A 12752-nucleotide genomic window follows, 5' to 3' on the forward strand; every position below is an offset into this window, starting at 1 on the left:
AGAAGGGGCCGAGGATCACATTCGGCGCATGCTCGCATCCCTCACTGCTGCTCCTCCCACATCGAATCGCGCTCCATCTGATAAGGGTCGCGCTGCAAGGAGTCGCGCACCTCGCCGACGAGTTCCTCCAAGATGTCCTCGAGGAAGAGGACTCCGGCAATGGTCCGTTCGGGGGTGGCGACGAGGGCGCAGTGGGTGCCCGTGTCCTGCATATGTCGAAGCGCGTCCTCGACCTCGTCCGCAGCGCAGACTCTGCCCATCCGGCGGATCCTCCAGGCGGGAACCGGCTCGTGACGCTCTTGAGCGTCGGCGTAGAGGACGTCTTTGAGGTGGAGGTAACCGATGATGGAGCCCTCAGCGCCCTTGACCGGGAAGCGGGAGAAACCGGTAATGGCGACTTCGCGTTCGATCTGTGCGGGAGTGACCTCGGGGGGGACGACGTCGAGCTCGTCGAGGGGGATCATCGCGTCGCCCGCAGTCTCATTCGAGAACTCCAGGGTTCCCGTCAACAGTCCGAGCTCGTCCTCGAGGGTGCCCTCCGCCTGGGAGAACTCGACGATGCTGGCGACCTCCTCAGCGGTGAATGTCGAGGAGATCTCGCTTCTCGGCTCAATCCCGCGCAGCCTGAGGAACCAGTTCGTCAGCGCATCCATCGCGTGGATGATGGGACTGACGACGCGGCCGACTCCCACCAGGGCGGGCGCGAGGATGATGAGAATCCTTGCCGGATTCGCGATCGAAATATTCTTCGGGACCATTTCGCCGAAGACGACGTGGAGGAACAAGACGATGACGAGGGCCGCCGCGAAGCCCACGACATGGCTCGACGCAGCGGGCATCCCGAGGGAGACGAGGGGGCGCTCCACGAGATGGGCGATCACCGGTTCTGCGACGACGCCGAGAGTCGTTGACGCAACGGTGACGCCCAGTTGGCAGATCGCGAGCATGAGGGACACGTGTTCGAGGGCGTACATCGCCTGTGCCGAGCCGCGGACCCCCTGATCGGCGAGCGGCTCCACCTGGGAGCGCCTCGCGGAGGTAGTCGCGAATTCGCCCGCGACGAAGAATGCGTTGACGAGGAGGAGGAAGACGGTGATGAACAGTCCCCATGACGTGCTCATGACTCCGCCTCCCCGGCGTCGGCTCCATCGGGGACAATGAGGGCGATCTGCGTGATCCGGCGCCCCTGCATCGCTACGACCTGCAGCGACACCCCCTCGACGTCTACTTGGTCGCCGACCCGGCCGACCCTGCCGAGTTCATTCATGACGAGTCCCGCGAGCGTGTCGTAGGCGGGGTCGGCGGGCAGGACGATGCCCGTGCGGTCCAGCAGTTCATCGGGGCGCAGCGTCCCGGGGATGAGGAGCGCCCCATCCGATCGGGTGCGGATTCCGAGCCTGCGTCCGTCATGCTCATCGGAGACCTCCCCGACGATCTCTTCAATGACGTCCTCAAGTGTGACGACGCCGGAGACGCCACCGTATTCGTCGAGGACGATTGCCATCTGCACGCCCTCGTCCCTCAGTTGCACCATGAGCGGCCCGATCGGCGCGGTCTCGGGAACCGTCGGGGCGTCGGTCATGAGGGAATTTGAGACGACGGGGACATCGGTGCGCCGCTCGAAGGGCACCCCGATCGCCCGTCGCAGCGAGACGATGCCGATGACATCATCCGAGTCGTCCCCAATGATGGGGAAGCGCGAGTGCCCGGTCTCATGCGATAGTGCGACGACATCAGCAGCGGAGGCGTCGGAGTCGAGAAAGTGGACGCGCCCCCGATCCGTCATTACGTCGACGGCCGTAAGATCGGAGATCCGGATGGAGTTCGTCAGCAGTGAGGCGGTGGATGTATCGAGTGTTCCCTCCTCCGCGCTATGGCGGACCATGGACGCCAGTTCGGAGGCGGACCGCGCCGAGGAGATCTCCTCTTGCGGAGTGATGCCCATTCGGGCCAGGACCCAGTTCGCAGAGCCGTTGAGGAGGACAATCACCGGCTTGACGAGAGCCGTAAAGGCGGTGTGGAAGGGGACAACGAGTTTCGCCGTCATCATGGGATGGGCGAGGGCGAGGTTCTTGGGGACGAGTTCACCGAAGAGCATGGAAAACGCGTTGATAATGACGGCGGCGACGATGGCAGCGATACCCGTTGCGAGGGCGAGTGCCAGTCCTGCGCTGCCCAGCGCTAGGCTCAGCAGGTCCGCGATCGTCGTCTGCGTCGTGTAGCCGAGGAGGATCGTCGTCAGCGTAATGCCGATCTGCGCGCCCGACAGCTGCGTCGATAGGTTCTTGGTGGCGCGCAGGACGCGGGCAGCCTGTACATCGCCAGACTGTGCGTGCCTCTCGACGACCGCCTGATCGAGGGCGACGAGTGAGAACTCCGCGGACACGAAGATGAAGGTGCCGAGTGTGAGGAGCACTCCGAGCAGGAGCATGAGGATGTCAACGAACATGCGCGCTCCGTCGATGCTCGGCGCGGAGGGCGTCAGAGGAGGGGGCAGTATGGCCCGCACTGTCATCGTCCATGGTGTCGCCAGTCTAGCGGGATTCACCCGCGTCACACACGTCGGCTCGTTCCCCACCCGCCGCAGGTCCAATGACTGGGCACGGGCTCGGCGCGGCTAAGATTCAGGCAGCGGCATTCGGGTGTGCCGACGAGCATAGGGGCTGGAATGAGACTGTGTGTCATCGGAGACGAGCTGGTCGCCGGTACGGGAGATCCGCGCGGCTTGGGCTGGGTCGGACGGGTTATGGCCCGTTCTCTGTTCGCCCAGCCCGCCACGATGATGCCTCTCGCCGTTCCCGGCGAGTCCACGCGCAGCCTGTCGGGACGTTGGGAGACAGAAGTCGTGCCCCGCCTCATGAACGGCGGACCCCGTGGGCTGCTCATCGGCATCGGCGTCGTCGATATCCGTTCGGGCTCTTCGTCGGCGCGGTCGCGCCTCAATCTTGCGAATATCACCGATCGGGCGACGACCCTGGGCATCCCCTGTTTCGTTGTCGGCCCTCCCCCGCTGGCAGGCGTCGATTCGGATTCAGTCAAACAGTTGTCGAAGTCCTGCTCCGAGGTGTGCTCCCGTCGCGGTCTGCCTTACGTCGACATTTACACGCCCTTGGTCGCCCACGAGCAGTGGTTCGAGGACATGGCGGCATCGAGGGCGCGCACGGACGATGGGATCACTCTGCCCGGCCAGTCGGGGTATGCGCTCATGGCGTGGCTGGTCCTGCACTGCGGCTGGTACGAGTGGACGGGCGCCGAGCCCCGCGAATGAAGCGGCGACATGTCGGCGAACGTTGGCCCGATGCTTTCTCAGCGGGCGGCTTTCGCTGCCGCATCCGCGGTGGCGACTGCTTCGAGGAGTCGCCTGGCCGACGCGGCAAGGGATGCCCTGCGCTCCTGCTCGTCCTCGTCCGCCGCGGTGAAGGGATCAGTGCCCGCCTTCCACGCATCGATCGCGCAGCTCGGCTCCCCCGCTGAGTGAGGACACAGGGGCAGACACCACGTTGTCGCGTCCTGCACCTCGGGGAACACTGCGAGCACATCGTCGACTCCGACGTGGCCGAGGCCGAAGGAGCGCACTCCCGGAGTGTCGACGATCCACCCTGAATCGGCCAATTCGAAGGCCTGCGACGAGGTCGACGTGTGACGGCCCCTTCCCGTGACCTCATTGACGCGCCCGACCGCCCGATCCGCATCCGGGATGAGTGCATTGATGAGCGTCGACTTGCCCACACCGGAATGGCCGACGAGGACGGTGAATCGCCCCTGAAGCAGTCGACGCAGTTCTTCAATGCTCGCGGGCTCGTCGAAACGGGTGACGACGCACGACAATCCGAAGGGCTCATAGGCGGCGAGGAGTTCCTCCGGGTCCGCCAGATCTGACTTCGTCAGGCACAGGATCGGCTCGAGGCCCGCCTCATATGCTGCGACGAGGCACCGGTCGATCATGCCGGTACGTGCCGGCGGATCCGCGAGCGCGACGACAATGCACATGACGTCGGCATTCGCGACGATTGCCTTTTCCCCCCTGGTGTCAGCGACGTCTTCAAGGGATCGGCGCAGAACGGTGGATCGGTCGTCGACGGCGACGATCCGCGCGAGGGTGTCGGTGCGGCCCGTCAGGTCGCCCGTGAGCCGGACCCTGTCCCCCATGATGACGGATCCGCGTTTGAGTTCCTTGGCCCGCACGGCGCTGAGGGTGATGGGCCGGTCGTCTAGGCGCACCCGGTAGCGGCCGCGGTCGATCGCGATGACCCGGCCGAGTGGTTTGACCGACCAGTCCGGTCGAACTTTCGTGCGGGGCCGTGATGATCTCGACGCCCTCACTCGCACCCTCGGGTCGTCGGTGCCGATGTCCCTTGCCATCATGCCCCGCTCGTCTGGGAGAGCATATCGTCCCACATGCGGGCGAAGCCGGGCAGGGTCTTCGACGTCGTGTCGATGTCATCGCAGGTGACGCCGTCGACTCCGAGGCCGATGATGGCGGCGAAGGTTGCCATCCGGTGGTCGTCGTAGGCGCGCAGCTCACTCGGGCGGAGAGGCGCCGGGGTGATGTCGAGGCCGTCCTCGTGTTCGACGACCCCGGCTCCAAGTCGGGTCAGCTCCGCGGCGAGGGCGGCGACGCGGTCGGTCTCGTGTCCGCGCAAGTGGGCGATGCCCGTCAGGCGCGAGGGGGAATCGGCGAGGGCGACAAGGGCGGCGACGGTAGGGGCGAGTTCGCCGATATCCGACATATCGATGTCGATGCCGCTGTAGGCGTGCGCGCCCGGCCCGCTCACCGTCAGTGATGCGCCGTCCATGCTCACCCGGGCTCCCATTCTGGCGAGGATGTCGCGGAAGGCGTCTCCCGCCTGGGTCGTGGATTGCGGCCAGCCGCAGATGGTGACGGAGCCGGAGCAGACCATGGCGGCTGCGAGGAAGGGAGCGGCGTTGGACAGGTCGGGTTCGATGATGATGTCGCCCCCGGCGGCGCGCCCGGGCTGGACGCGCCAGGAGCGGGTGGGCGTGCCGCTGTCGTCGATCGGGCGGATGTCGATGCTGCGTTGTCTCATGGACTCGCAGGTCATCTCCACATGCGGGAGTGAGACGACGGCTCCGGTGGCGCTGATCGTCACGGGTTCGCCGAGCAGTGGCGCCACGAGGAGGAGGGCCGAGAGGAATTGCGAGGAGGCAGACGCGTCGACGCGGATGACGCCGTCCTCGGGCACTCTCAGCGGGCCGCGCAGTGTGAAGGGCAGGAAGCCGACCTCGCCGTCGAATTCGATGCGGGCGCCCAGGGACTCGAGCGCGTGGAGGAGAGGTGCGAGGGGGCGCCTGCGCGCGGCCTCGTCGCCGTCGAAATGCGCGGATTCGGCGACGAGGGCCGCCAGCGGGGGGATGAATCGCATGACGGTCCCAGCCAGTCCGCAGTCAATCGACACCTCCGAGGCTCCGCCGGACAGGGGCGTCACCATAGTGACACCGTTATCGTCTGCGGTGATCCGGGCGGAGAGGAGGCGCAGAGCATCGCTGAAGAGGCGCGTATCGCGCGATTCGAGGACTCCCGACAGCGTCGTCGGGGAGTCGGCCGTCGCCGCGAGGTAGAGGGCGCGCGCGGTGAGTGATTTCGATCCAGGGATGGCGACGGTGGCGGCCAATGGGCCTGGCGAGTAGGGCGCCCGCCAGACAGGCGTCACTCGGCGGCTCCCAACGGGGCGAAGCGCGCCCTCTCGGCGGCGCGCACATCTGCGATGAGGGCGCGCTGACGGCGCCAGTTCCCCACCTTCCAGGCGGCGGAGGGGCGTCCCACCCTGTCCGCCGATGCGATGGCGAGGCCCCCGACGAGGCCGAGGCGGCTGACCAATGAGGAGAGGATCTGTGTCCGCTCCTCGCGGTCCTTCGCCATCCACACGGGGTTGTTCGTCACCGCCATCGGGACGGCGATGACGGCCAGGAGCGCGGCGGATGCGCGAGGCGCGCGGCCGGTCGCGAAGCACAGGCCGGCCGCAGTGGTGACGCCGCCGAGGACGCGGGTTATGGTCGTCAGTTCGGAGTCGGTGGGATTGAAGGAGGGGAACACCCGTTGGGCCGCAGGCAGGACGTCGTGGGCGCGTTCCACATGATCATCCGGATGGCGCAGGGCGCCGACCCCGTCAACGATGAAGGGGGCGGCCAGCAGCGGGCGGGCGACGAGGCGAAGGAGATTCATCCCCCTATTGTCCAACCACGCCCGCTGTTTCGTCGACCACAACCCGCCGCATTGTGGAATGGATCGAGGGGTTGCGCCGTTGTTATAGACATGATCGCCACTCTTCGCGTCCGCGGCGGACGCCGTGCGCCGCGGACGCGGCGCCTGAGTGCTCCACCGCGCCGGTGCGCCCGCACGGCGGGGCGTTTAGGCTGGGGGGCGATGAATGAGGACACCGCAGTCGCGCTCCGCCCGACCACGCCGGACACTGAGCGCGCATCCGATAGGCTCTTCGAGGAGGAGGCGCTGCCCCTGGCGGGCAGGCTCTTCGGCGCCGCCGTGGGGCTCACCCGCAACCGCGCGGATGCCGAGGATCTCGTTCAAGAGACCTATCTCAAGGCCTACCAGAAGTTCCACCAGTTCACTCCCGGCACCAATATCAAGGCCTGGATGTACCGGATTCTCACGAATACCTACATCTCGACGTACCGCAAGGCGAAGCGCAGCCCCATGCGGACCTCCACGGACTCCGTTGAGGACTGGCAACTCGCCGACGCGGCATCCCATGACGCCAAGGGGCTGGAATCGGCGGAGGTGGAGGCCCTCGCCGCTATGCCGAGTTCCCAGGTCCGTGACGCCGTCGACGCGTTGAAAGAGGACCAGCGCCTCGTCGTGCTCCTCTCGGATGTCGATGGATTGTCGTATAAGGAGATCGCGCAGGTGCTCGACATCCCCATTGGAACTGTCATGTCCCGCCTCCACCGAGGCCGCGCGAACCTGCGCGCCCGGCTCGCGCATGTGGCGGCTGAATACGGAATCGGAGACCGCAATGACCACTGATGGCACATCCGCGACCTGTGATGACGTCATCGATGCACTCTATGCGCTCATCGACTGCGAGGAGTGCGCGGAGCGGATGGGACTCATCGATTCGGGGGCGGCCGAAGGCCCCGGCGAGTCGGAGAGGATCGTTCTGCTCGCGCACGCCACCGGCTGCGCCCATTGCTCGGACGCCCTCGAATCGGAGCGCCACCTGCGTTCCCTCGTGCGCGGCGCTTTCGACGAGGCCGAGCCGGAGGATCTGCGCGAGCGCATCATGGCGTCACTGACACGCGCCTCCATCCGGGACTAGGACGTTGTTCGCCTCGGCACCTGAATTGTGAGAAACTGTCACGGTTGAGTCCGACGAATTGAGGAGATCATCATGTCGAAGAAGGGCCGCAAGCGTCGCGATCGTCGCAAGAGTGGCGCCAACCACGGCAAGCGCCCCAACGCCTGACGTGTTGTCGATCAGACCCGGTGACTGCAGTCACCGGGTCTTCGCATATCCGAATCGCCCACGCCGCATGGCGGTGCGCCGCAACCATGAGTGCGCGCGATACTGTGGCGCCATGGCACATCCCGCGCGCTACAACGATGATCTCCGCCTCGCCCATGTCCTCGCCGATCAGACGGATGCCATCACTCTGTCGCGTTTCGGGGCGCAAGACCTCCACGTGGAGGCGAAGCCCGATCTCACGCCCGTCACCGATGCCGATCGGGCGGCGGAGGACGTGATCCGCTCGCAGTTATCACACACCCGCTCGCGCGACTCCGTCCTCGGTGAGGAGCGTGGGACCAGTGGACACGCGTCCCGCCAGTGGGTGATCGATCCGATCGATGGGACGAAGAGCTTCGTTCGCGGCGTCCCCGTGTGGGCGACGCTCATCGGCCTCGTCGAGGACGGCGAAGTCGTTGTCGGAGTCGTGTCCGCGCCCGCACTCAAGCGCCGCTGGTGGGCGGCCAAGGGTCAGGGCGCCTGGGCGGGCACCTCGCTGTTCACGGGCCGCGAATTGCACGTGTCGCAGGTGTCGGACATTGCGGACGCCTCCCTGTCGTATTCCTCGCTCGACGGGTGGCTCCACGCCGAGCGCGGCGCCCAGTTCCTCAACCTCCAGTCGCGTTTTTGGCGCACCCGCGCTTACGGGGACTTCTGGAGTTACATGCTCGTCGCCGAGGGCGCCGTCGACGCCGCGTGCGAACCCGAATTGGAGCTCTACGACATCGCGGCGCTCGTTCCAATCGTCACCGAAGCGGGCGGGAGGCTCACCTCCCTGGTCGGTGCCGACGGCCCCTGGGGCGGCAACGCGCTCGCCTCGAATGGCCTCCTCCATGATGAGATCCTGTCGCTCCTGGACTGGCCCGCCCCGGGCGGCGGGGACGATTGATCCCGGGGATGCTACGGGCGATCTCAGGGCTGCTCGGTCGCATATGCCCATGCACTCGTGGACACTGTCACTATGCGGATTCTTCACACCTCTGATTGGCACATCGGGCGGACCCTGCACGGTGCGGACCTGTCCGAATCCGTCGACGCCTTCTTCGAGTGGCTGATCGGTCTCGTCAACGAGCGCGACATCGACTGCGTCCTCATCAGTGGGGACCTCTTCGACCGAGCAGTACCCCCTGTCGACGCGATCATGAGGGCATCAGCCTTCCTGGAGCGCCTGTGCGAGCGCACGAGAGTTGTCATCACCTCCGGCAATCATGACGGTCCCGCACGTCTTGGCCTCTTCTCGCACATGCTCGACGAGCGCCTCGTCGTCGCGACCGGCGTGGAGGGCATCGGCACTCCAGTCGAGCACGGCAGCGAAGACGGCTGCCTCATCTACCCGATCCCCTATCTGGAGCCGGACCTGGTGCGTCAAGCTCTCTCCGACCTCGATCCCGGCGAGTCCGGGTCTCCGGCCCCCCTCCCCCGCTCTCACGAGGCCGTCGTCGCGGCAGCGCTGCGCCGTGTGCGCGCCGACATCGAAACGAGACGCGCAGCCGGAGATGAGCGCCCCGCAATCGCAATGGTCCACGCCTTCATTTCAGGCGCCCTCTCCTCCGACTCCGAGCGCGATATCGAAGTGGGCGGAGCGGGCGCCATCAGCGCCGACCTCTTCGACTCGCTGGGTGGCGACGAGCCTCTTGACCACGGTCTCGACTATGTGGCGGCGGGCCACCTTCACCGTCCCCAGGTCATCGGCGGGGCACGGGTTCCGATCCGCTATTCGGGGTCTCCCATCGCCTATTCCTTCTCGGAGTCGGGCGCGGACAAGTCGGTCGTCGTCCTATCGACCTCCGGAACCGGTATCGACTCGATCGATGGCATCCCCATCCCCTGTTATCGGCCGGTCGCCGTGTTGACGGGCACCATGAGCCAGCTCCTCTCGCACCCCGACCCTGCGCTGGTCAACGCCTACTGCGCAGTGACGGTGATTGACGATGCCCGACCCCAGCAGATGGTCGCCCGCATCCGTGCGGTCTACCCCCATGCACTCGTCGTCCAGCACCAGTCCCCGCGCGTATCATCCATTCCCGCAGGCGCCCGCGATGTCGAACAGCGCTCCCCGGGCGATATCAGCGCAGATTTCTTCGAATCCGTCACCGCCGCCCCATTGACCGATGCTGAACGGCAAGTCATCGCTGACACGTGGACGGCACTGCGAACGGGGGCCGTCCAATGAGACTCCACCGCCTGGAAATCACCGCGATCGGTCCCTTCGTCGGCACAGAGATCATCGATTTCACGCGCTTCGACGACTCGGGGCTCTTCCTCCTCGAAGGCCCCACCGGGGCCGGCAAATCCACCATTATCGATGCACTCGCCTTCGCCCTTTACGGGGATGTCGCCCGCGCGAAGGACGCGTCGAAGGACCGTCTCAGATCCGATTTCGCCCCCGCGTCGCGCCATTCCAGCGTCGACCTCGTCTTCGAGGTCTCTTCCGGCATCTATCGCGTCCACCGGACCCCCTCCTATGTCCCCGAAGGTCATAAGAGCCCCCGCAATGAGCCCGCGACCCTCGTCTCCGTTGTCGAAGATCCGGCCAGCCCCGACGGATTCACCACCATCAGCGCCCTCGAGCGGGGGGCGCGTCAGGTGGATCCGCAACTCGTCCGGCTCATCGGCTTGAAGAAGGATCAGTTCCTTCAGACAGTAGTCCTCCCACAGGGCAAGTTCGCCCAATTCCTCACCGCCACCTCGCAAGAGCGCGAGATGATCCTGCGCGACATCTTCGACACCCGTATCTTCGTGGATTTTCAAAAGATGCTCTCGGCGGGAGCCCTCCGCTCTCGGACGCGGATCGCCTCCGCCAACCAGGAGCTCGACGCGGCGATCCGCGCTCTCGCAGACGAGCAGGCTCCCAATTCCGCCTCCTGTGCCGAATCCGATGCTCCCCGCCCCGATGACCCGGATGCGGGCCCCGACGCCGCTGAGCGCAACGCGAGCGCCATACGCGCCTGGGCGGCGGAGCGGGTCGATGCCGCTCAACGCGCTTTGGCCGATGCCAGGGTTCAGGAACCGGATGCGAGCGCCGAAGCCCAACGGGCCCAGCAGTCGCTGGCAGAGGCGCGCGCCCGCAATGAGGCGATCGCGGAGAGGAGCGCTCTGCTCGCCCAGCGCGACGGGCTCGACGCCCGCGCAGAAGAGATCTCCCTCGCGCGGAGCACGCACGCCAATGCCCTAGCCGTAGTGCCGCTGATCCCCCTTATTGACGGCGCCGACGAAGCCCTGCGCCGCCATCGCGACCATGAGGCTGCTCTGTTCGGTGTCCTTGAGGAGCAAAAGACGGATCCCCCGGACGGGATTCTCACCCCGGAGGCGGTCGAGGGTATGAAGAGCCTCGGCGAAGCCAGGCGCCTCGATGCCTCCAACGCCCGGGCACGTCTGGCCGATTTGCTCGCCGTTGAAGCGACGCTGCCGCTCAGACGCGAGGAGATCGACGCGGCGAGGGCTGTCATCGACTCAGATGAGGAGCGCAGGGCTCGCATCGGCTCCGACCTCGAGACGCTGCCCACTGCCCTCGCTGAGGCGAAGACCAGCCGCGAAGCGATGCGCCTCGATGTTGCGGGCCTTGCAGCGGCCCGTAATGCTCGCGACCAGACGGTTGCCCGCTTCGATGCGGCGCAGCGGGCCACTGTGCTCATCGCCGCTTTGAAAACCCGCTCGGATGAGCTCACCGATGCCACGTCCAAGGCTCGCGTCGCGGGAGCGCAGGCAGAGGTGCTGCGCGAGCAGTGGCTCTCCCACACGGGGGCGTCCCTCGCCGCTGAACTCGTTGACGGCTCCCCCTGCCCGGTGTGCGGCTCGTTGGAGCATCCGAGCCCCGCCTCACTCGTCGACTCCGATATCGTCACCCGAGAGGATGTGCGGCGCGCCGAGAAGGACAAGTCCGAGGCCGACGATGAACTCGCCCGAGCGCGCCAATCCCACTCGCAGACCGTGGCCGAGCTCACGAGCACCAATGAGCTGGCCGGCGGCGATGAGCAGTCGGTGAGGATCGCCCTCGATGAGGCTCAAGCGCGCGTCGACGCCCTCGAGCGGGTGTCCGTGGATCTTGAGCGCCTCGATGAGGATATTGCAGCTGTTGAGGCCCAGGTGGAGTCCCTTCGCGTGCAGGCGCACGAACTCGATGTGTCGATTGCCGAGCGCACCGCTCAATGGCGGGACTCCCTCATCCAGTGGGAGGCGGACCAGCAGGCATGCATTCGGGCGGCTGAGGGGGCGCAAAGCCTTGCCCTTGTCGATCAACAGTTGGCGGATGGGATCACCGCCGCCGGAATCCTCATCGACGCCGCTGCGGCATGGCTGTCCTCGCGCAACCATGCGGACCAGCAGGTCAGTCGGCGCGACCTCGCCCTTGAGGCGGCAGGGTTCGAGCGGGGAGAGGAAGGATGCCGCAGCGCCGCATCCCGGGATCTGAGCCCCGACAGGCTCGACTCCATCGCACAGATGATCTCGCTCTACGACGCCGAACGGGCGCACGTCGACCAGAGCCTCGCCTCCGCGCGACTGGAAGCGGTTGCGGATGCACAGCCTGTCGACCTCGCCCCCCTGTCCTCGTCTGCCGAGGAGGCGGCACAGGCACTCAGCCACCTCCACCAACTCCTCGGAGCCCTCTCGCACCACACAGAGCGCGTCACAGATCTCTCCGCCGCAGTGGACTCGTCGCTGTCGCGCCGCGACTCGCTCGTTGTTGAATCTGGCCCGATCCTCCGCCTCGCGGGCATCGCCGACGCGACCTCGCGCGAGAACCTCACACAGACGCCCCTCGCATCGTGGGTGCTCGTCTCCAGACTCGATGACGTGCTCGCCGCCGCGAACCCCCGGCTCCTGGCGATCTCCGGGGGACGCTATGAACTCATCTCCTCGCCCGATGACGGGACGAGTTCGCGCAAGTCGGGGCTCGGTCTGCGCATCGTTGATCATTTCACCGAGCAGACGCGCTCACCGCAGACGCTGTCGGGCGGCGAGACCTTCTACACTTCGCTCGCCCTGGCACTCGGGCTGGCGGATGTCGTCACCGCTGAAGCGGGCGGGGTGGAGCTTCGCACGGTGTTCATCGACGAGGGCTTCGGCTCACTCGATGCTGCGACCCTCGACCTTGTGATGGGTCAGCTGCACTCGCTCAAGGATTCGGGGCGCGTCGTCGGCGTCATCAGCCACGTTGATGAGATGGCACGCCAGATCCCCGATCAGATCCAGGTGCGCCTCGCCCCGGAAGGGGGTTCGACGCTGCGATGCCGCGGCGCCATGTGAGGGCGGACACCAGGGCGTGTCTAT

13 protein-coding genes are annotated in these 12752 nt (G+C 66.5%); 8 read left to right on the top strand and 5 right to left on the bottom strand.

Annotated features, from left to right (window positions below; translation table 11 throughout):
- Positions 1 to 41 precede the first annotated feature (41 nt).
- Together BQ7471_RS02425 and BQ7471_RS02430 are read right to left on the bottom strand one after the other, a co-directional pair.
- A complete protein-coding gene (locus BQ7471_RS02425; protein ID WP_076463931.1) occupies positions 42 to 1121 on the bottom strand; it encodes a hemolysin family protein in 1080 nt (359 codons plus the stop codon).
- Positions 1118 to 2449, bottom strand: coding sequence for a hemolysin family protein (locus BQ7471_RS02430; protein WP_076463933.1), 1332 nt, complete (start codon positions 2447 to 2449; stop codon positions 1118 to 1120). The genes BQ7471_RS02425 and BQ7471_RS02430 overlap by 4 nt, the downstream gene beginning before the upstream one ends.
- Before the next feature lie 49 nt (positions 2450 to 2498).
- On the opposite strand from BQ7471_RS02430, the gene BQ7471_RS11775 reads away from it, so the two are divergent.
- Both BQ7471_RS11775 and BQ7471_RS02435 read left to right on the top strand, forming a co-directional pair.
- Complete coding sequence (locus BQ7471_RS11775; protein ID WP_268874455.1) at positions 2499 to 2621, top strand: hypothetical protein; 123 nt, start codon at positions 2499 to 2501, stop codon at positions 2619 to 2621.
- Positions 2622 to 2668: 47 nt separating this feature from the next.
- Positions 2669 to 3268, top strand: coding sequence for a GDSL-type esterase/lipase family protein (locus BQ7471_RS02435; protein ID WP_076463935.1), 600 nt, complete (start codon positions 2669 to 2671; stop codon positions 3266 to 3268).
- Between the two features lie 38 nt (positions 3269 to 3306).
- Here BQ7471_RS02435 and rsgA read toward each other — a convergent pair whose 3' ends face one another.
- From rsgA to BQ7471_RS02450, 3 genes are read right to left on the bottom strand one after another with little or no spacing between them, the layout of a single operon-like run.
- Positions 3307 to 4365: a ribosome small subunit-dependent GTPase A gene (gene rsgA / locus BQ7471_RS02440; RefSeq protein ID WP_076463937.1), complete on the bottom strand. Its 1059-nt coding sequence runs from the start codon at positions 4363 to 4365 to the stop codon at positions 3307 to 3309.
- Entirely contained in the window at positions 4362 to 5672 is a 1311-nt protein-coding gene (aroA, locus tag BQ7471_RS02445; protein WP_076463939.1) for a 3-phosphoshikimate 1-carboxyvinyltransferase, read from the bottom strand. The genes rsgA and aroA overlap by 4 nt, the downstream gene beginning before the upstream one ends.
- Complete coding sequence (locus tag BQ7471_RS02450; protein WP_076463941.1) at positions 5669 to 6184, bottom strand: DoxX family membrane protein; 516 nt, start codon at positions 6182 to 6184, stop codon at positions 5669 to 5671. The genes aroA and BQ7471_RS02450 overlap by 4 nt, the downstream gene beginning before the upstream one ends.
- Before the next feature lie 201 nt (positions 6185 to 6385).
- On the opposite strand from BQ7471_RS02450, the gene BQ7471_RS02455 reads away from it, so the two are divergent.
- The 6 genes from BQ7471_RS02455 (at position 6386) to BQ7471_RS02475 (ending at position 12728) form a co-directional block, all read left to right on the top strand.
- Positions 6386 to 7003 carry a sigma-70 family RNA polymerase sigma factor gene (locus BQ7471_RS02455; RefSeq protein WP_076463942.1) on the top strand — a complete coding sequence of 206 codons (618 nt, stop codon included), beginning with the start codon at positions 6386 to 6388 and terminating at the stop codon, positions 7001 to 7003.
- Positions 6993 to 7295, top strand: a complete 303-nt coding sequence (locus BQ7471_RS02460) for an anti-sigma factor (RefSeq protein ID WP_076463944.1) — start codon at positions 6993 to 6995, stop codon at positions 7293 to 7295. Before BQ7471_RS02455 ends, BQ7471_RS02460 begins: the two co-directional genes overlap by 11 nt.
- Before the next feature lie 72 nt (positions 7296 to 7367).
- Positions 7368 to 7442, top strand: a complete 75-nt coding sequence (locus BQ7471_RS11875; protein WP_129583347.1) for a 50S ribosomal protein bL37 — start codon at positions 7368 to 7370, stop codon at positions 7440 to 7442.
- A gap of 112 nt (positions 7443 to 7554) precedes the next feature.
- Complete coding sequence (gene hisN, locus BQ7471_RS02465) at positions 7555 to 8370, top strand: histidinol-phosphatase (protein WP_076463945.1); 816 nt, start codon at positions 7555 to 7557, stop codon at positions 8368 to 8370.
- Between the two features lie 72 nt (positions 8371 to 8442).
- Positions 8443 to 9654: an exonuclease SbcCD subunit D gene (locus BQ7471_RS02470; protein ID WP_076463947.1), complete on the top strand. Its 1212-nt coding sequence runs from the start codon at positions 8443 to 8445 to the stop codon at positions 9652 to 9654.
- A complete protein-coding gene (locus tag BQ7471_RS02475) occupies positions 9651 to 12728 on the top strand; it encodes an AAA family ATPase (protein WP_076463948.1) in 3078 nt (1025 codons plus the stop codon). The genes BQ7471_RS02470 and BQ7471_RS02475 overlap by 4 nt, the downstream gene beginning before the upstream one ends.
- Positions 12729 to 12752 lie beyond the last annotated feature (24 nt).

Origin of the sequence: Actinomyces mediterranea (assembly GCF_900155595.1) — a bacterium.
Taxonomy (GTDB): domain Bacteria; phylum Actinomycetota; class Actinomycetes; order Actinomycetales; family Actinomycetaceae; genus Pauljensenia; species Pauljensenia mediterranea.

What these genes read in the sequence shown, in the direction of transcription:
- BQ7471_RS11775 (WP_268874455.1), top strand. Translation starts at nt 2,499, where the DNA reads ATGGCCCGCACTGTCATCGTCCATGGTGTCGCCAGTCTAGCGGGATTC.
- BQ7471_RS02475 (WP_076463948.1), top strand. Translation starts at nt 9,651, where the DNA reads ATGAGACTCCACCGCCTGGAAATCACCGCGATCGGTCCCTTCGTCGGC.
- BQ7471_RS02455 (WP_076463942.1), top strand. Translation starts at nt 6,386, where the DNA reads ATGAATGAGGACACCGCAGTCGCGCTCCGCCCGACCACGCCGGACACT.
- BQ7471_RS02425 (WP_076463931.1), bottom strand. Translation starts at nt 1,121, where the DNA reads ATGAGCACGTCATGGGGACTGTTCATCACCGTCTTCCTCCTCCTCGTC.
- BQ7471_RS02460 (WP_076463944.1), top strand. Translation starts at nt 6,993, where the DNA reads ATGACCACTGATGGCACATCCGCGACCTGTGATGACGTCATCGATGCA.
- rsgA (WP_076463937.1), bottom strand. Translation starts at nt 4,365, where the DNA reads ATGATGGCAAGGGACATCGGCACCGACGACCCGAGGGTGCGAGTGAGG.
- BQ7471_RS02435 (WP_076463935.1), top strand. Translation starts at nt 2,669, where the DNA reads ATGAGACTGTGTGTCATCGGAGACGAGCTGGTCGCCGGTACGGGAGAT.
- BQ7471_RS02470 (WP_076463947.1), top strand. Translation starts at nt 8,443, where the DNA reads ATGCGGATTCTTCACACCTCTGATTGGCACATCGGGCGGACCCTGCAC.
- BQ7471_RS02430 (WP_076463933.1), bottom strand. Translation starts at nt 2,449, where the DNA reads ATGTTCGTTGACATCCTCATGCTCCTGCTCGGAGTGCTCCTCACACTC.
- BQ7471_RS02450 (WP_076463941.1), bottom strand. Translation starts at nt 6,184, where the DNA reads ATGAATCTCCTTCGCCTCGTCGCCCGCCCGCTGCTGGCCGCCCCCTTC.
- hisN (WP_076463945.1), top strand. Translation starts at nt 7,555, where the DNA reads ATGGCACATCCCGCGCGCTACAACGATGATCTCCGCCTCGCCCATGTC.